Source organism: Ruegeria sp. HU-ET01832, assembly GCF_040371315.1.
Classification (GTDB): Bacteria; Pseudomonadota; Alphaproteobacteria; order Rhodobacterales; family Rhodobacteraceae; genus Ruegeria; species Ruegeria lacuscaerulensis_A.
In genome coordinates this window covers 173,752-192,216 of sequence record NZ_BAABWL010000007.1, presented here as the reverse complement: position 1 = coordinate 192,216, position 18,465 = coordinate 173,752, and the positions used below count along the sequence as shown (strand labels likewise).

Sequence of the window (18,465 nt, the reverse complement as noted above, 5' to 3'; positions counted from 1 at the left end):
GGGTCACCGGTTGTTCGAGAAGGTAAACAGCGACTGCAGCGCATACATCACGCGATCCAGCAGGAAGCCGATGATGCCGATGGTGAACACAGCCACCATGATCTTGGCGAGCGAGCTGGAGGAGCCGTTCTGGAACTCATCCCAAACAAACTTGCCCAGACCGGGGTTCTGCGCCAGCATTTCAGCCGCGATCAGAACCATCCAGCCAACGCCAAGCGACAGACGCAGGCCGGTGAAGATCAGCGGTAGGGCCGAGGGCAGCACCAGCTTGGTGATCTTGGTATAGGTGTTCATTTTCAGAACTTTGGAGACGTTCACCAGATCCTTGTCGATCGACGCCACACCCAGCGAGGTGTTGATCAGCGTCGGCCACAGCGAACACAGCGTCACGGTGATGGCCGAGATCAGGAAGGATTTCGCGAACCAGCCGTCATTGGTGACGTAAACGGCCGACACGATCATGGTCACAATCGGCAGCCATGCCAGCGGCGAGACCGGTTTGAAAATCTGGATCAGCGGATTCAGCGCCGCATTTGCGGTGGGCGATAGGCCCGCAGCGATACCCAGCGGCACAGCGACAATAGTGGCGATCAGGAACCCGAAGAACACGGTTTTTATCGAGGTCCAGATCTGGTTGTAGTAGCTCGGCGCGCCAGTATAGGCGACCTCTTTGACTTTTTCGGGCTGGCCCGCGTCGATGAACTTTTGATTGCGCTTTTCAACCATCGCCTCGAACTTGGCCTTTTTGGCGGCCTTGGCCTGCGCGTCCTGGTGCAGGCTGACAGCCTCGGACCAGACCTGCGCCGGTCCGGGCACCGCGCCCAGCGAGGTTTGCACCTTGGGTGCCAGCGTGCCCCACATCAGAAGGAAGGCGAAAATGGCCAGCAGCGGCACGACCAGCAGGCGCCAAATCTCGCCCATCCGGGCGCGCGGGTTGTCGCCTGCACCGGCCTTCAGGATGGGGGTGATCCAGGCCAGGCCCAGAACCTGAAACCATTTATCGGCGGCGTTGATCCGGGTGAACAGGCGGGCGCGTCGGGCCTCGCGTTCAGCATCAGCGGATAGCGTATCGTGGTCGATGGCTGTCATCTTGCGGTCTCCTGGCCCGGTCGTTCAGCGCCGGGCGGGGGTGGAATTCTGTATGAATGGGGAAGCCCCCCAGCCACCAAGGGCCGGGAGGCAGGGGAGTTAACCCTGAACTTCGGTGCCGACGACGACCTGTTCGCCTTTCAGGCCGATCGGCAGGCTTTGCAGATAGGCGTTGGGCTGACGGGCGTCATAGGGAATGCCGTCGATGATATCCTCGGCGGGTGTGGGGGCCTTGTAGCCGTCGCTGTCCCAGGGGAAGTCGGCCTCATTCGCCAGGCCTTCGTCGACCAGCATTTTGGCGGCGTCCAGATAGATGTCCGGGCGGTAGACGGACTTGGCGACCTCGTCATACCAGGCATCGGTCTGCGGTTCGGCGATCTGGCCCCAGCGGCGCATCTGGGTCAGGTACCAGATGGCGTCCGAATAGAACGGGTAGGTCGCGTTATAGCGGAAGAAGACGTTGAAATCGGGCACTTCACGCTTGTCGCCCTTTTCATATTCGAACGTACCCGTCATCGAGTTCGCGATCACGTCGTAATCGGCACCCACATATTCCGGCTGGCTCAGCATCTCGACCGCAGCGGGGCGGTTGGCGTTGTCGTTTTCATCCAGCCACATGGCTGCACGGATCAGGGCTTTGGTGACGGCGCGGGTGGTGTTCGGGTATTGCTCGGCGAACTCGGCGTTGATGCCAAAGACCTTTTCGGGGTTGTTCTTCCACAGCTCGTAATCGGTGATGACCGGCACACCGATGCCTTTGAATACGGCTTGCTGGTTCCACGGCTCACCTACGCAATAGCCATAAATTGTGCCCGCTTCCAAAGTGGCCGGCATCTGCGGCGGAGGCGTCACCGACAGGAACACATCCGCGCCAATCTGACCGGTCACGTTCTCGGGGCTGTAGTAACCGGGATGCAGACCACCCGCCGCCAACCAGTAGCGCAGTTCGTAGTTGTGGGTCGAAACCGGGAAGACCATGCCCATGTTAAAGGGCTTGCCTTCGGAGTTGTATTTCTCGACCACCGGCGCCAGCGCCTCGGCCGAAATCGGGTGCTGCGGGCGACCGTCATCCATTTTCGGAATGTTCGGCTTCATCTCTTCCCAGACCTCGTTCGACACGGTGATGCCGTTGCCGTTCAGGTCCATCGAGAAGGGGGTGATGATATGCGCCTCGGTGCCGTATCCGATAGTTGCGGCCAGCGGCTGACCGGCCAGCATGTGCGCACCGTCCAGCTGTCCGTCGATCACGCCGTCCAGCAGCACTTTCCAATTGGCCTGCGCTTCGAGCGTTACGAACAGGCCCTCATCCAGGAAGTACCCATTCTCATAAGCCACGGCCAGCGGGGCCATGTCGGTCAGTTTGATAAAGCCAAAGGTCAGCTCGTCCTTCTCCAGCTCCAGCGTTTCTGCCAACGCGGGGCTGATCAGGGCGCTGGTGGCGACAAGGCCTGCAAGCAATTTCTTCATGTGGGTCTGTCCCTTTCTTGGTCCCGGTCAACCGGGCGGGTGAAAAACAAAAAGCCGCTGCACGCTCTGGCCGGGAGGAGGTGACCAGAGAGTGAGCGGCTTTGCTCAGTCGTTCCCAAACTTTGGGAGGAATTCTTGCGACACACGCCTTTGTGTGCCGATGGGTCCAGAGTGGTAAATGCGCCGTTGCCGATCAAGCGATTTTGCTGCAACGCGGCGTTAAATGCTGCAATCGCGCGGTGTTGCGCGCGCGTCTGCCTAATTCTTAGGCGTCAGATATCCTGAGGATCAAAAATGCGCCCATCCAAGAACGCATCCCGCTTTAGCGACAGCTGCCCGTTATGGGAAGCAACGGGCGTGGTCTCACGAATCGCGCCTTCCAGCTTTTCCGACGCACCGGGCAGATCGGCCCCCAATCCTGCTAGTTGATTGCGGTAGATATCGCTGCGGAACACGCTGCCCGCTTGGGCCAGCGCCAGATGCGGGTCCAGACCGTATCGTTGCGCCAGACGGTGGGCGATCCACTTGGCCTGACTGCGCCACGGGAAATTTGCGGCCCCGTCGTGGAACTCGACAAATCCCGGTACCTCGCGCTGTTCGGCGTGGCCCGTGATTGTAAAGCGCCCCGAGAGCGCCCGGTCGATCAGTTCCGAAGGCAGGTTCAGATAGGTGTCTCGGGCAAGGATTTCGGCGGCGGCGGTGTGGCTGCCCGGCTGGCCCAGCCAGCGCCCGGCGCGCCAGACGGCTCGCATCAGCTTGCCCAGCAGGTGCGGCTCGGTATCCGCCCAGTCGGTGCGCACAGCCAGTACCTTTTCCGGCGCAAAGGCCCAGATCGCCTGACCGGGCAGCAGTAACGCCCCCGCCTGCGATTCTACGGCGACCGAGCCCCAGGGCTCACCCACACAGAACGCATCCACATCGCCTTCGGCCAAAGCCTGCGCCATAAGGGGCGGCGGGATGGTGCGCACCTCGACCCCGATTTTGGACAGTTCGGTGGCCTCAAGCCAGCAATGCAGCAGTTCCACATGCAGGGAGAACGGGAAGGGCACGCCAAAGACCAAGGGCCCATCGGTGACCGAGGCCAGCGCGGCGGCGGCCTTGAACGGATCGCGGAAGTCGAACTCATAGCCTGCGTCGCGCAGGCGGGTCTCCAACGCGCGGCTAACGCCGATCACGTCGCCATTCACCGACAGGACTGAAACGGCTGACAAGGGTTGTGTCACCCCGCCCAGCCCCAAGGCCATGGCAACAGGGACCGGAGATAGCAGGTGTGCGGCATCCACCCGCCCAAAGGCCAGCATATCGCGCACGGATGACCATGAAGGCGCGGCGATCAGGTCCAACTCGACCCCTTCGGCGCGGGCCAGGCCCATCTCATGCGCTACGATCAAAGGGGCGGCGTCCACCAGCGGAACGTAGGCGACGGGCAGGGTCACAGCGTTCATGACAACAACCCAGATGCCGTGACCAGCGCCTCGGCCACATCGGCGACGCGGCGGCCCTGATCCATCGCGGCCTTGCGCAGCAGGGCATAGGCCTCTTCTTCCTCAACCCCGCGCGCCTTCATCAGCAGACCCTTGGCGCGGTCGATCACCTTGCGTTCCTCCAGCGCACGTTTGGTTTCGGCCAGTTCGCGGCGCATCTGACGGACGATCTGGAACCGCGCGATGGCCGCATCCAGCACGGGCTTCAGCCGATCCGGCTGCATTCCGTCAACCACATAAGCCGACAAGCCCGCCTCAATCGCGGTCGAGGCCAGATCTCCGGCTGCGCCCGAGACGAACATGGCCACGGGCCGTTCTAGAGGTCCGGATGCAAGCGTCAGTTCCTCAAGCATATCGCGGGTCGGGTTGTCGATATCGATCAGCACCACATCCGGAATCAAGGCGGCAATCTTGCGCGCAAGGCTGGAGACGTTGCCGATCACGTGCACATCATAAGCCCCGGACGCCCGAAGGGCATCGACGATGGCAATCGCACGCTCGCGGTCTTCCTCTACGACGACAATGGTCAGGGTGTCTGGCATGGCACCTTTTCACCGGGTGGCTGCGCGATCTCAAGAGTTCGGTGGCTTTTCCGTCGGGGCGCGGGACTGGGTGCCTAAAAAACAGTCAAACCCGCCGCGTGAATGTTCATGGCGCGCAAATCTTTTCGCCTATCGGAAACCTACGACCGTGTGCGGAGCGAAAAGTGATGTCGTTTTTCGGCATTCAAACGTCTTTTCCGCTTGCTGCACTGCCGAGGGGTTTCTAGGTGTGGCGGCGGGACACCCCTCCCCAACGAGGGGCGTGTATCTGGAAGGGTAATACACATGAGCATTGAACAACCGGCGACGCGGCCGGCGAATCCGCGTTTTTCCTCGGGCCCCTGCGCCAAACCCCCCACATTTGATCTGAACAAGTTGGCCGATGCCGCGCTGGGCCGATCGCACCGTGCAGCCGTGGGCAAGGACAAGCTGAAAGCGGCCATCGAAGGCACGCGCGAGGTGCTGGGTATTCCGGCGGATTACAAAATCGGCATCGTTCCCGCATCGGACACCGGCGCGGTCGAGATGGCGCTGTGGTCGCTGCTGGGCGAACGCAAGGTCGAGATGCTGGCGTGGGAAAGCTTTGGTGCCGGTTGGGTCACCGACGTGGTCAAGCAACTGAAAATCAACGCCGAGGTGAAAACGGCAGAGTACGGACAGATCGTCGATCTGGCCTCGGTCGATTTCGTCAACGATGTGGTGTTTACGTGGAACGGCACGACCTCGGGCGTGCGAGTACCCAATGGCGACTGGATCGCGGATGACCGTCAGGGTCTGACGATCTGTGATGCAACCTCGGCTGCCTTTGCGATGGACCTGCCGTGGGACAAGCTGGATGTGACTACGTTTAGCTGGCAAAAGGTACTGGGTGGTGAAGCAGCGCATGGCATGCTAATCCTCAGCCCGCGTGCGGTGGAGCGACTGGAAAGCTACACCCCCGCATGGCCGCTGCCCAAGATTTTCCGCCTGACCAAAGGCGGCAAGCTGATTGATGGCATTTTCACCGGGGCCACGATCAACACGCCCTCGATGCTGGCGGTCGAGGATTACCTGTTCGCGCTGGACTGGGCGCGTTCGGTGGGTGGCTTGCAGGGCCTGATCGCCCGCGCCGATGCCAATGCCGGTGCGGTGCATGCGTTTTGTGACCAGAACGACTGGATCGCCAATCTGGCCGAGGATGCGGCGACGCAGTCGAATACGTCGGTCTGCCTTAAATTCACCGATCCGCGTATTCAGGATGGCGCGACATTCGCCAAAGCCGTTGCCAAACGGCTGGAAGCCGAGAACATCGCGCTGGATATCGGTGCCTATCGCGACGCGCCTGCGGGCCTGCGCATCTGGTGCGGCGGCACGGTTGAGACCGCGGATATTCAGGCCATGCTGCCCTGGCTGGCCTGGGCCTTTGAGGCCGAGATCGCTGCGCAATCGGCAGCCGCCTGACAAGATTTTTCGACGAAAAACCTGGGCCGGCTTGTGGCCCGGATACTTCCCCAAAATTCAAGGACCAGAGATATGGCCCCCAAAGTACTCGTATCTGACAAGCTCAGCGAAACCGCCGTGCAGATCTTTCGTGATCGCGGCATTGACGTGGATTTCATGCCCGATCTGGGCAAGGACAAAGACAAGCTAGCCGAACTGATCGGCCAATATGACGGTCTTGCCATCCGTTCCGCCACCAAGGTTACGCCGACCCTGCTGGAAAAAGCCGACAATCTGAAGGTCATCGGTCGCGCCGGGATCGGCACCGACAATGTCGACAAGGAAGCGGCCTCGAAGAAGGGCGTGATCGTTATGAACACGCCGTTCGGCAATATGATCACCACTGCCGAACATGCGATTGCGATGATGTTTGCCGTGGCGCGGCAAATCCCCGAGGCCAGCATCTCGACCCATGCGGGCAAGTGGGAAAAGTCCAAGTTTATGGGGATCGAACTGACCAACAAGACCCTTGGTGTCATTGGTGCAGGCAATATTGGCGGTATCGTTTGCGAGCGTGCGCTGGGCCTGAAGATGAAGGTCGTCGCCTATGACCCGTTCCTGGGCGAAGAGAAAGCCGCCAAGATGGGCGTCGAAAAGGTCGAGCTGGACGAATTGCTGGCACGTGCCGATTTCATCACCCTGCACGTGCCGCTGACCGATCAGACGCGCAACATCCTGAGCCGCGAGAATCTGGCGAAAACCAAGCCGGGCGTGCGCATCGTCAACTGTGCCCGTGGTGGTCTGGTCGATGAAGACGCGCTGGCCGAGATGCTGCAATCGGGCCATGTGGCCGGTGCGGCCTTTGACGTGTTCAGCGAGGAACCGGCCAAGGAAAACGCTCTGTTCAACCTGCCCAACGTCGTCTGCACACCGCATCTGGGTGCTGCCACGACCGAGGCGCAGGAAAACGTGGCGCTGCAGGTGGCCGAGCAGATCTCGAACTACCTACTGACCGGGGCTGTTGAGAACGCGCTGAACATGCCCAGCGTGACTGCTGAGGAAGCCAAGGTCATGGGGCCGTGGATCAAGCTGGCCGGTCATCTGGGCAGCTTCATCGGCCAGATGACCGATGAACCGATCAAGGCGATCAACATCCTTTATGATGGGGTCGCAGCCGAGATGAACCTTGCTGCGCTGAATTGTGCCGCCGTTGCGGGGATCATGAAAAAGGTCAATCCTGATGTGAACATGGTGTCTGCCCCCGTGATCGCGAAAGAGCGTGGGATCAATATCTCGACCACCAATCAGGACAAATCCGGCGCGTTCGAAGGCTATATCAAAGTCACTGTTGTTACTGATAAGCGGGAGCGTTCGATCGGTGGCACGGTGTTCAGCGATGGCAAGCCGCGTTTCATCCAGATTAAGGGCATCAATATCGACGCCGAGGTCGGGGCGCACATGCTCTATACCACCAACGAAGACGTGCCGGGCATCATCGGTGCGCTGGGTCAGACGATGGGCGAGAACGATGTGAATATCGCGAACTTTACCCTTGGTCGGTCTGAGGCCGGGGGCGAGGCGATCGCGCTGCTATATGTGGATGAACCCGTTCCGGCAGAGGCTCGAGCCAAACTGGCTGAGACAGGGCTGTTCACGCAAATCAAACCGCTAGAATTCGACGTCTCCTGACCGTCGGTGTTGAAATTCTGAGACAATCCCAGCCCGCGCCGTCCAAGGCGCGGGTATTTTCTTTGTCATGGGCGGTTTTCCCGTCACAAGCAAAGTGAATTTTGGACCCGAGGTTTTTTATGACGTCCCCCATTTACGCCATTGGCGATATTCACGGTCAGCTTGAGATGCTGCAAACCGCCCTGCGCCGGATCGAACAGGATGGAGGTCCGGATGCGCGGGTCGTGTTTCTGGGCGATTACGTGGATCGCGGGCCGAGCAGTCGCGGCGTTCTTGACCTGTTGATCGAAGGTCAGCGTGCGGGGCGTAACTGGGTCATGGTCCGGGGCAATCACGACCGGATGATGGCGCGGTTCGTGCAGGATTGCGAGGTCGCGGACAGCCACTTGCCGGTCACGCTCAGTTGGTTGCATCCGCGTTTGGGCGGGCGCGAGACATTGGCCTCTTACGGTGTGGATGTCACCGACAATGACCGCATCGTCCATGTCCATCAACGCGCGGTCGAAGCTGTTCCACCGCAGCATCTGGATTTCCTCAATGCTCTGCCGAACTATCACCAAGAGGGCGAAATGCTGTTCGTTCACGCGGGTATCCGACTGGGCCTTCCGCTGGAGCAGCAATCCGAGAATGACCTGATCTGGATCCGCAACGAATTCCTGATCGAAGCCGCGCCGCATCCGTGGCTGATTGTCCATGGCCACACGCCTGTCGATCAGGCCGAGCATTGCGGCAACCGGGTAAATCTGGATGCGGGCGCAGGCTATGGCCGCCCCTTGGCCACGGCGGTATTTGAGGATCGCAAGTGCTGGCTTTTGAGCCCAAACGGACGTGTGCCGCTTAGGTAAACAGCTTGGCGAAACGCTCGCGCAGGGCGTTTTTCTGCACCTTGCCCATCGTGTTGCGTGGCAACGCGTCCAGAACGATCAGCTTGCGGGGATGTTTGAACCGCGCCAGCTCCGCCTGCGCATTAGCCATGATCGCGTCCAGATCAGGCATTGCGCCGGGTTCCGCCACTAGCAGGCCCACGGGGGTTTCGCCGAAATCCGGGTGTGGCACGCCGATCACCGCGCTTTCCAACACGCCGGGCTGATCGTCCAGCAGCATCTCAAGTTCCTTAGGATAGATGTTGAACCCGCCCGAGATGATCAGATCTTTGCCGCGCCCGACGATATGGACATAGCCATCCTCGTCCACTCGACCCAGATCGCCGGTGATGAAAAACCCATCCTCGCGCAGCTCGGCGGCGGTTTTCTCGGGCATTTGCCAATAGCCTTGGAAGACGTTCGGGCCGCGGACTTCGATCATGCCGATCTCGCCCTGCCGCAGGGTCTCTCCGCTTTCGGGGTCGGTCACTTTCAATTCGACATCGGGCAGGGGGAAGCCAACTGTGCCCGCGCGGCGCTCACCGTCATAGGGGTTCGAGGTGTTCATGTTGGTTTCAGTCATGCCATAGCGTTCAAGGATGCGGTGGCCGGTACGGGTTTCGAACCGCTCATGGGTTTCCGCCAGCAAGGGGGCCGAGCCCGAGATGAACAGTCGCATATGCCGGGCCAGATCACCGGTGAACCGATCATCCCCCAACAGGCGGGTGTAGAAGGTCGGCACCCCCATCATTGACGTCGCCTGCGGCATCAGGCGCAGCATGTCATCCAGATCGAACTTCGGCAGAAAGATCATAGACCCACCCGAGGCCAGCACCACATTCGTCGCCACAAACAGCCCGTGCGTGTGGAAAATCGGCAAGGCGTGCAGCAGCACATCATCTGCGCTGAACCGCCATTCCCGCACCAGCGTTTCCGCGTTCGACAGCAGGTTGGCCTGCGACAGCATCGCTCCTTTGGAGCGCCCGGTTGTCCCTGAGGTATACAGTAAGGCGGCCAGATCTTCCTCGGACCGGCGCACGGGTTCAAACGCGGGCAGCATCCCAAGCGCGCGTCGCATCAAACTGCCTGATCCATCGGCGTTCAGTGTTTCCAGCCGGGCGTTTTGGGCAGCGGCAATGGGGGCCAGACCCTTGGATTTCGCGTCATCGCAAACCACCAGCGCGGCTTCGCTGTTTTCGATGAAATATTGCAGCTCGGCCGTGGTGTAGTCGGTATTGAGAGGCAAAAAGATCAGTCCTGCCTGCGCGCAGGCGGCGTACAGCGCCAGTGCCTCGGGGGATTTTTCGACCTGAACGGCCACACGGTCACCGGGCTCAAGCTCATACCCGATCAGCGCATTGGCCAGCCGGGCTGCCATGTCCAGAAAATCGGCATGAGTCACAGTCTGACCGTTCGGAAGATGCAGGAACGGTGTGTCTTTGCCCGCGTGAATGCCGAACAAGCGATCGTAAAGCGGGTTGCTCATGACAGATGTTCCTTTCGCCAGATCAATTTCGTGGAAATCTGGCGCGGATCGGCGGGACGGTAAAGCCAATTCTTGACGAAGTCAGAACTGCGTCGTCATGCGGTAGCCGGCCGCGAAATACATCTTTGCGAAGGTTACAGGTTGGCCTTCCAGCCAGGTGATGCGCTCACCGGTGAAAACGGGCTCGCCTTCAGGGACGTCCAGAAATCCGGCAACCGTTGTGTCGGCACGGCTGGCCAGGAACGTCAGTTCGACGTTTGTGAAAGGTACTGTCTGGATCAGCCACTCATTAGGTCCGATCTGCGAGAAATCCGCTTGCATCACTTGTGGAACGCTATCGACGACGATCCAACGGTCTTCGTATTGAAATGGCGTGTTGCCTGAAAAGTGCATGCACCTGACATGCATCACCGGTTGCCCCGTATGCAATTCCAGCCGGGCCGCCAGCCAGTCGGGCGCTTTTTCCCGCGCCGAAGAAACCAACGCATAGCGATAGACCCCGCCAAGGGCCTCAACCTCGTCTCGGACCATCGGAATGGAAAATCTGGCTTGCCTTTGAGGGGCGCTCAGAACCCGTGTGCCTGCTTTGCGACGACGCTCAAGATATCCTTCGTCGGCCAGTTCGCGCAGGGCGCGGTTCACTGTGGTGCGGGTGCATGAAAACTCGGCGGCCAGATCCTGTTCGTTGGGCAGCAGAGAATCCGGCCCCCAATCCCCGGACCGAATACGAGACAGGACCGTTCTCTTGATGTCCTTGTAGCTGGTGGTCTCGGATGTCTGGGTCATATGCGTCCTGCTTTCAGGGATTCGTTTTAGACGTCAGCCAGCAGCTCGGCAATTGCAGCGCGGTAGGTATTTACAATGCGGTCGCGTGCGACATGGCGGCCTTCGCGCACCATGTGCCGCCCGGCGGACCAAAGATCCGTGACCAACCCATCGGGGCCGGCAAAACACAGCCCGTCCAGTACCTGATCATCGGTCAGCGGCCATAAGGACGGATGAGAACGATCAAAGGCCACAAGATCGGCCAACTTACCAATGGCTATCGAACCAGAATCCCGATCCAACGCCTGCGCTGCTCCGCTGGTGGCGCTTGTATAAAGCGCATGGCCCACGGACCCTTCTCCGCGAACCAGAACAGAGCGTTCGCGGTCGCGCAGGCGTTGTGAATACTCCAACGTTCGCAGTTCTGCGGGCAGTGAGATTCTGATGTTAGAGTCGGAACCAACACCAAACCGACCCCCTTCGTTGATAAAGGCGGAGCCGTTGAAAATACCGTCGCCAAGGTTCGCCTCGGTTATCGGACACAGCCCTGCAATAGCCCCGGATCGCGCCAGCATGCGGGTTTCGGCGTCGGTCATGTGGGTGGCGTGGATCAGACACCATCTTTGGTCGACATCCATATTGTCCAACAGCCAAGCCACAGGGCGTTGGCCTAATGCGGCCTCGACATCGGTAACCTCTTGTACCTGTTCAGCGATGTGGATGTGGACCGGGCCAGTTGGGTCCAGTTGCATCAGCTGTTTCAGGTCACCGGGCGCGGTCGCCCTCAGCGAATGAGGCGCAACACCGATCCTGCTGTCTGCATGCGGCAGGATCGTGCGGCACTCTTCGGTCAGGTCACTATAGCGGTCCAAGCTGTTCCCAAATCGCAACTGCCCGCCCTCTAAAGCCTGTTGCTGTACGCCCCCGTAGGAATAAAGGACCGGCAGGTGCGTCAAGCCGATCCCAGTTTGATCCGCTGCGGCAAAGATTCGTTGGCTCAGTTCGGACAGCGTGTCATAGGGCTGCCCGCCGGGCTGGTGATGGACATAGTGGAACTCACCAACTGCGGCAAAGCCGGCCTCTTGCATCTCCATATACGTCAGCGCAGCTATGGCCTGGATTTGATCGGGCGTTAGCCTGTCGAGAAATCGATACATCAAGGTGCGCCAGGTCCAAAAGCTTTCACGCCCTGCCGCTCGGGTTTCGGTCATGCCGGCCATGGCGCGTTGAAACGCATGGCTATGCAGGTTTCCCGGCGCCGGCAGCAAAAGGTCGACACAGGTATCCCCAGAGACTGCCGCGCCGGTTTCAAGTCCGGATATCCGGCGATTCCGAACGTGGACTCGTATGTTCTCAGCCCATCCCGTTCCCAACAAGGCTGTCTTCGCGTGGATCGTCATGGCATATCCAATTTGTGTAGACTTTAAATTTTTATAAGTATACTTAAAAATAAACAACCACGGAAACCGAAAAGAGCTTCGATGATGACAAATATGGTCATTTTTGCGGGAAATGTTGCAACGATGGAGTGCGAGCGGGAGCCCTACGGTTTGTGCGTGGACGCAGCGATCGCGATCGAGGGTGGTCGAATTGTCTGGGTCGGATCGAAAAATGAGTTGCCCGAGCGATTCTCGGGTTGGGAGGTCACGGATTATGGTGAAAGGCTGGTGACCCCGGCCTTGATCGACGCGCATACGCATCTGGTGTTCGGGGGCAACAGGGCGGCTGAATTCGAGATGCGGTTGAACGGTGCATCGTATGAACAGATCGCGCGCGCCGGAGGGGGCATTCTGTCGACCGTCAGCGCCACCCGCGCGGCATCCGAAGAGGCGCTGTTGTCCGACGCTTTGACCCGTGCTGATGCTTTGGTGTCTGAAGGTGTCAGCTGTGTCGAGGTGAAATCGGGATACGGGTTGGACGTAGAAACCGAGCTAAAAATGCTTCGGGTTGCGCGAAAATTTGAAAAACTGCGCCCGATGCGCGTGAAGACTACCTTTCTGGGCGCACATGCTGTTCCGCCCGAATACAAGTCCCGCCCCAAAGACTATTTGACCGAGGTTTGCATCCCGACCCTGCACGCAGCCCACGCCGAAGGGCTCGTGGATGCGGTTGACGGATTCTGTGAGGGTATTGCCTTCACCCCCGCCCAGATGGCGCTTGTCTTTGATGAGGCGCAATCTCTTGGTTTGCCGGTCAAGCTGCATGCTGAACAACTGTCCAATCTTGGCGGGGCCAGATTGGCTGCCAGTTACGGAGCACTGTCGGCTGATCATGTGGAATATTTGGATGAGGACGGTGTCGCGGCCATGGCCGAGGCGGGCACGGTTGCCGTGCTTTTGCCGGGCGCGTTTTACACGCTACGCGAAACTCAGGTTCCGCCCGTGAACAGACTGCGAGACAAATCCGTACCGATGGCATTGGCGACTGATTGCAATCCGGGGTCGTCTCCGCTGACGTCTTTGTTGCTGACGATGAATATGGGGTGCACCATGTTCCGCCTGACGCCCGAAGAGGCGCTGGCTGGTGTGACCCGGAATGCGGCGCGTGCGCTGGGCTTACAGGACACGGGCGAAATCACTGTGGGCAAAAGGGCGGATCTGGCTGTCTGGGATGTGCGGCACCCGGCTGAACTGGCGTATCGGATCGGGTTCAATCCCCTCCACCAGCGAATCTTCGGAGGGATGTGATGGCGCACCTCACCGTAACACCCGGAAGCGTAACCCTTGCGGAATTGGCCGAGATCTACTGGAGCCAGCCATCTGTGCGACTGGACCCTGCCTGCGAAGCCGCCGTGCAGCGCGCATCACAGCGCGTTCAGCACGCCGCCGAGGGCGACGTGGCCGTCTATGGCGTCAACACCGGGTTCGGGAAGCTGGCCAGCCATAAGATCGCCCCCAAGGATACTGCGGTTTTGCAGCGCAACCTGATCCTCAGCCATTGTTGCGGTGTTGGGCCGTCTGTCCCGCGCCGTATCGTTCGGCTTATGATGTCGCTGAAACTGCTGTCCTTCGGCCGCGGCGCGTCGGGCGTTCGATGGCAACTGATTGCGCTGTTGCAAGACATGCTGGCACACAATGTTATCCCGGTCGTTCCGGCGCAGGGGTCGGTCGGCGCGTCTGGTGATCTGGCACCCTTGGCCCATATGGCTGCAGTCCTGATTGGCGAGGGTGAGGCCGACTGGAACGGCAAGATGATGCCGGGGCGTGACGCGTTGAAAGCGGCAGGGTTAGAACCTGTTGCGCTGGGCCCAAAAGAGGGGTTGGCCTTGATCAACGGCACTCAGTTTTCGACAGCCTACGCTTTGGCGGGCATGTTCGAAGCCTGGCAAGCGGCGCAAACTGCGCTCGTCATTTCGGCCTTGTCCACTGATGCGATCATGGGATCTACGGCCCCTTTGCGGCCCGAAATCCACTCCCTGCGCGGACATCGCGGCCAGACCGAAGCCGCCAGCGCCATGCGCGCTGTGCTGGCCGGGTCAGAGATTCGCGAAAGCCATCGCGAGGGAGACAGTCGTGTGCAGGATCCCTATTGCATCAGATGCCAGCCACAGGTCACGGGGGCGGCGATGGACGTCATACGTCAGGCCGCTGCGACTTTGGAAATCGAGGCAAATGCCGCGACTGACAACCCATTGGTTCTTGAAGATGCGATAGTCTCTGGTGGGAATTTCCACGCTGAACCCGTTGGATTTGCCGCTGACATGATCGCGTTGGCGCTGTCCGAGATCGGCGCGATCGCGCAACGCAGGATTGCCCTCATGGTGGACCCTGCGCTGAGCTTTGATCTGCCACCCTTCCTGACACCCGATCCGGGCTTGAACTCGGGCCTTATGATCGCCGAAGTTACCACCGCCGCATTGATGAGCGAGAACAAGCATCTCGCCAACCCATGCGTCACCGACAGCACGCCGACCTCTGCAAATCAGGAAGATCACGTTTCGATGGCTGCGCATGGGGCGCGGCGGTTGGGACGGATGGGCGAAAACCTGACCTACATTCTTGGGGTAGAATTGCTGTGCGCCGCGCAGGGCGTCGAGTTTCGCGCGCCGTTGGCGACCAGCGCCCCGCTGCAGCAAGTCATCAACCGACTACGCCGCGAGGTGCCTACATTGGATCAGGATCGCTATATGGCGCCAGACCTTGAGACCGCGAAAGCACTGGTATCGCGCGGTGACATTCTGAAGGCGGCTGGCAACCCGATGCCAGAGTTGCGCTGATGCAGGTCGTTAGTGTCCAACAAGGTGACAGCCCGGTTGTGCTAGGCCAACCACACGGCGGGACGTTGGTTCCGGGCGAAATAGCTGGGCGATTGAACGCAGCAGGCGCTGTGCTGACAGATACGGATTGGCACATCAACAGGCTCTATGATGGGCTATTGCCGGCCGCGACCGTGGTGCAATCTCATATTCACCGCTATGTCGTTGATGCAAATCGCGATCCCGAAGGTGCCTCGCTTTATCCTGGGCAGAATACGACAACGCTCGTACCCGAGACGGGTTTTGACGGTCAGCCGATCTGGCAAGCCGGTCAGGTGCCCTCAGCCGATGAGGTCCAGAAAAGGTGCAGCGCATACCACGCGCCGTACCACACGGCGCTTGCGGCAGAGCTGGATCGGGTCAGGGCCAAACATGGCGTGGCGATCCTGTTTGATTGCCATTCGATCCGCAGTCGCATTCCGTTCCTGTTTGACGGTGTTCTGCCAGACTTGAACATTGGAACAGACGGCGGAACGACCTGCGCGCCGGAAATCGAGGCTATTGCGTACGAATTTGCGGATTCGTCGCCGTATAGCACCGTTTTGAACGGACGTTTTCGCGGCGGGTGGACCACTCGGCACTACGGTCGACCGAGCGAATGTGTACACGCCATTCAAATGGAGATTGCGCAGTCCGCGTACCTAACCGCCGAGCGCGCGCCGTGGCGCTATGACACTGCGAAGGCCGACCGTCTGCGCCCGTGGTTGCGCGGTATTCTGGATGCCATCCAAGACACAGTATTGGAGCTTACGCCATGAACGATCCCCGTAAGAACACGCGAGATATCTATCCGCCGACTGGGCCAGAGCTGAACGCCAAAAGCTGGATGACCGAAGCGCCTTTGCGGATGCTGATGAACAACCTGCACCCGGACGTGGCCGAGAACCCGCATGAGTTGGTGGTTTATGGCGGGATTGGTCGCGCCGCACGTACATGGCGGGATTTCGACACTATTGTTGAAGGTTTGAAGGATCTGGAAGAGGACGAGACTCTGATTGTCCAGTCCGGCAAGCCCGTGGCCATCATCCGCACCCACAAGGATGCACCGCGCGTTCTGATCGCCAATTCCAACATCGTGCCGCATTGGGCCACCTGGGATCACTTCAACGAACTCGATAAGAAGGGTCTGATGATGTACGGCCAGATGACGGCCGGTTCGTGGATCTATATCGGCACGCAGGGCATTGTTCAGGGCACGTATGAGACCTTTGCCGAGGCCGGACGCCAGCACTACGGCGGCGACCTGACCGGCAAGTGGATTCTGACCGGCGGATTGGGTGGTATGGGCGGCGCGCAGCCTCTGGCGGCCGTCTTTGCCGGGGCCTGCTGTCTGGCGGTGGAATGCAACCCTGACAGCATCGACTTCCGCCTGCGCACCAAATACCTGGATGAAAAGGCCGGGACGCTGGACGAAGCGCTTGAGATCATCGACCGCTGGACCAAAGCTGGTGAGGCGAAATCCGTCGGTCTGCTGGGCAATGCCGCCGAGGTTTTCCCCGAGATCTACCGTCGCATGGCCGAGGGGGGCATGCGCCCCGATATCGTTACCGATCAGACCAGTGCCCATGACCCGATCAATGGATACCTGCCTATCGGCTGGTCCATGGCACAGTGGCGGGAAAAGCGCGAAACAGAGCCTAAGTCGGTGGAAAAAGCCGCACGTGCGTCGATGAAACAGCATGTGGCGGCCATGGTTGATTTCTGGAATGCAGGCGTGCCGACACTGGATTACGGCAACAACATCCGCCAGGTGGCGCAGGATGAAGGGCTGGAAAACGCCTTTGCCTTCCCCGGTTTTGTCCCTGCTTACATACGCCCGCTGTTCTGCAAAGGGATCGGCCCGTTCCGCTGGTGCGCCCTGTCCGGCGACCCGGAAGATATCTACAAAACCGACGCCAAGATGAAAGAGCTGTTCCCCGAGAACGAGCACCTGCATCGCTGGCTCGACATGGCGCAGGACCGCATCGCGTTTCAGGGTTTGCCCGCGCGCATCTGCTGGATCGGGCTTGGGGATCGGCATCGTGCTGGGCTGGCCTTCAATGAGATGGTGGCCAATGGTGAGTTGAAGGCCCCAGTGGTGATCGGGCGGGATCACTTGGACAGCGGCTCGGTCGCCAGCCCGAACCGCGAGACCGAGGCGATGCTGGATGGCTCGGATGCGGTCAGTGACTGGCCTTTGCTGAATGCGTTGATCAATACGGCCAGCGGGGCGACATGGGTGTCGCTGCACCATGGCGGCGGCGTTGGCATGGGCTTCAGTCAGCACGCGGGTGTGGTGATCTGCGCTGACGGGACCGAGGACGCCGCGCGGCGGCTAGAGCGGGTGTTGTGGAACGATCCGGCCTCGGGCGTGTGGCGTCATGCGGATGCCGGGTATGAGGCGGCGAAGGATTGCGCCCGTGCGCATGGGCTGCGGTTGCCGGGTATTCTGGGCTAGGGCGCATCTGTCCTCTGGTGAAAATGCTGCACCTGCGATATCCCGCAGGTGAGCTTGCCGGAGATTGAAGATGTACGTTGCCACCCTTTTGACCAGCCCCGAAAAGAACACGTTTGATCAGGCGTTGGTCGATTCTCTGCGTAACGCCTGGGGCGGCGGCGATGTGCAGTGGTTGAGCCCGGATGAGGCCGCAGAGTTTTCTCTGGCGGGCCTGCCGGACAATCAGTGGGACGTGTGGGCCGATTTGCAGAACATGGGTGTCGATCTGGTGATTCAATCCGCCGACGATCGCCGCAAGAAGATGCTGCTGGCCGATATGGACAGCACCATGATTCAGCAAGAATGCATCGACGAACTGGCCGATGAGGCCGGCGTAGGCGAGCGCGTCAAGGACATCACCGCGCGGGCCATGAACGGTGAGCTGGATTTCGAGGGCGCTCTGACCGAACGTGTCGGATTGCTGAAAGGTTTGGACGAGGCCGTGATCGACAAGGTGCTGGCCGAGCGTATTACCCTGATGCCCGGCGGCAAGGAGCTGGTTGGCACGATGCGGGCGAATGGCGGTTATGCCGCATTAGTCTCGGGCGGGTTCACGGCGTTTACGGCCAAGGTTGGGGCCGAACTGGGCTTTGATGAGAACCGCGCCAACACGCTGCTGGCCGAGGGCGGTAAGCTGACCGGCGATGTCGCGCGTCCCATTCTGGGACGTCAGGCCAAGGTGGATGCTCTGGAGCAGATTACCGCGCGGTTGGGTCTGTCCGAATCGGATGTGATCGCCGTGGGCGATGGCGCGAATGATCTGGGTATGCTGGGCCGGGCTGGAACCGGGGTGGCGCTGCACGCCAAGCCCTCGGTCGCGGAACAGTGTGAAGTGCGGGTAAACCACGGGGATCTTTCGGCTTTGCTGTTCCTGCAGGGCTATGCACGATCTGAGTTTGCGGCCGGTTAACACAACGCGGCTTTCCTTTA

15 protein-coding genes are annotated in these 18,465 nt (G+C 60.1%); 8 read left to right on the top strand and 7 right to left on the bottom strand.

Going from position 1 to position 18,465, the window contains the following annotated elements:
* Positions 1 to 3 precede the first annotated feature (3 nt).
* The 4 genes from ABWV79_RS19795 to ABWV79_RS19780 form a co-directional block, all read right to left on the bottom strand.
* On the bottom strand, positions 4 to 1,089 hold the full coding sequence (locus ABWV79_RS19795; protein WP_353394190.1) for an ABC transporter permease: 1,086 nt from the start codon (positions 1,087 to 1,089) through the stop codon (positions 4 to 6).
* Between the two features lie 99 nt (positions 1,090 to 1,188).
* The gene (locus ABWV79_RS19790) at positions 1,189 to 2,556 is read right to left on the bottom strand and encodes a CmpA/NrtA family ABC transporter substrate-binding protein (protein WP_170754702.1); all 1,368 of its coding nucleotides are present in this window, start codon (positions 2,554 to 2,556) and stop codon (positions 1,189 to 1,191) included.
* A gap of 272 nt (positions 2,557 to 2,828) precedes the next feature.
* Positions 2,829 to 4,001: an ABC transporter substrate-binding protein gene (locus ABWV79_RS19785; protein WP_353394186.1), complete on the bottom strand. Its 1,173-nt coding sequence runs from the start codon at positions 3,999 to 4,001 to the stop codon at positions 2,829 to 2,831.
* Positions 3,998 to 4,582 (bottom strand): ANTAR domain-containing response regulator, encoded by a 585-nt coding sequence (locus ABWV79_RS19780; protein ID WP_170355467.1) that lies wholly within the window; start codon positions 4,580 to 4,582, stop codon positions 3,998 to 4,000. The genes ABWV79_RS19785 and ABWV79_RS19780 overlap by 4 nt, the downstream gene beginning before the upstream one ends.
* Before the next feature lie 285 nt (positions 4,583 to 4,867).
* On the opposite strand from ABWV79_RS19780, the gene ABWV79_RS19775 reads away from it, so the two are divergent.
* The 3 genes from ABWV79_RS19775 to ABWV79_RS19765 all read left to right on the top strand — a co-directional run bounded on the left by ABWV79_RS19775 (position 4,868) and on the right by ABWV79_RS19765 (position 8,535).
* Positions 4,868 to 6,022, top strand: a complete 1,155-nt coding sequence (locus ABWV79_RS19775) for a phosphoserine transaminase (protein WP_353394184.1) — start codon at positions 4,868 to 4,870, stop codon at positions 6,020 to 6,022.
* Between the two features lie 72 nt (positions 6,023 to 6,094).
* Positions 6,095 to 7,690: a phosphoglycerate dehydrogenase gene (serA, locus tag ABWV79_RS19770; protein ID WP_170355465.1), complete on the top strand. Its 1,596-nt coding sequence runs from the start codon at positions 6,095 to 6,097 to the stop codon at positions 7,688 to 7,690.
* A gap of 119 nt (positions 7,691 to 7,809) precedes the next feature.
* Positions 7,810 to 8,535 carry a metallophosphoesterase family protein gene (locus ABWV79_RS19765; protein ID WP_353394181.1) on the top strand — a complete coding sequence of 242 codons (726 nt, stop codon included), beginning with the start codon at positions 7,810 to 7,812 and terminating at the stop codon, positions 8,533 to 8,535.
* Here the strand turns inward: ABWV79_RS19765 and ABWV79_RS19760 are convergent.
* From ABWV79_RS19760 to ABWV79_RS19750, 3 genes are all read right to left on the bottom strand, one after another.
* Positions 8,528 to 10,039, bottom strand: coding sequence for a malonate--CoA ligase (locus ABWV79_RS19760; protein WP_353394179.1), 1,512 nt, complete (start codon positions 10,037 to 10,039; stop codon positions 8,528 to 8,530). The genes ABWV79_RS19765 and ABWV79_RS19760 overlap by 8 nt on opposite strands.
* A gap of 81 nt (positions 10,040 to 10,120) precedes the next feature.
* A complete protein-coding gene (gene hutC, locus ABWV79_RS19755) occupies positions 10,121 to 10,825 on the bottom strand; it encodes a histidine utilization transcriptional repressor HutC (RefSeq protein WP_353394177.1) in 705 nt (234 codons plus the stop codon).
* A gap of 26 nt (positions 10,826 to 10,851) precedes the next feature.
* Positions 10,852 to 12,204, bottom strand: a complete 1,353-nt coding sequence (locus ABWV79_RS19750) for a formimidoylglutamate deiminase (protein WP_353394175.1) — start codon at positions 12,202 to 12,204, stop codon at positions 10,852 to 10,854.
* 81 nt (positions 12,205 to 12,285) lie between these two features.
* Here ABWV79_RS19750 and hutI point away from each other — a divergent pair, with 81 nt between their 5' ends.
* From hutI to serB, 5 genes are all read left to right on the top strand, one after another.
* Entirely contained in the window at positions 12,286 to 13,491 is a 1,206-nt protein-coding gene (hutI, locus tag ABWV79_RS19745) for an imidazolonepropionase (RefSeq protein ID WP_502949871.1), read from the top strand.
* Entirely contained in the window at positions 13,491 to 15,020 is a 1,530-nt protein-coding gene (hutH, locus tag ABWV79_RS19740) for a histidine ammonia-lyase (protein WP_353394172.1), read from the top strand. The genes hutI and hutH overlap by 1 nt, the downstream gene beginning before the upstream one ends.
* Entirely contained in the window at positions 15,020 to 15,817 is a 798-nt protein-coding gene (hutG, locus tag ABWV79_RS19735; protein WP_353394170.1) for an N-formylglutamate deformylase, read from the top strand. The genes hutH and hutG overlap by 1 nt, the downstream gene beginning before the upstream one ends.
* Positions 15,814 to 17,496 carry a urocanate hydratase gene (hutU, locus tag ABWV79_RS19730; protein WP_353394168.1) on the top strand — a complete coding sequence of 561 codons (1,683 nt, stop codon included), beginning with the start codon at positions 15,814 to 15,816 and terminating at the stop codon, positions 17,494 to 17,496. Before hutG ends, hutU begins: the two co-directional genes overlap by 4 nt.
* Before the next feature lie 70 nt (positions 17,497 to 17,566).
* Positions 17,567 to 18,445, top strand: a complete 879-nt coding sequence (serB, locus tag ABWV79_RS19725; RefSeq protein ID WP_353394165.1) for a phosphoserine phosphatase SerB — start codon at positions 17,567 to 17,569, stop codon at positions 18,443 to 18,445.
* The last annotated feature ends 20 nt before the right edge of the window (positions 18,446 to 18,465 follow it).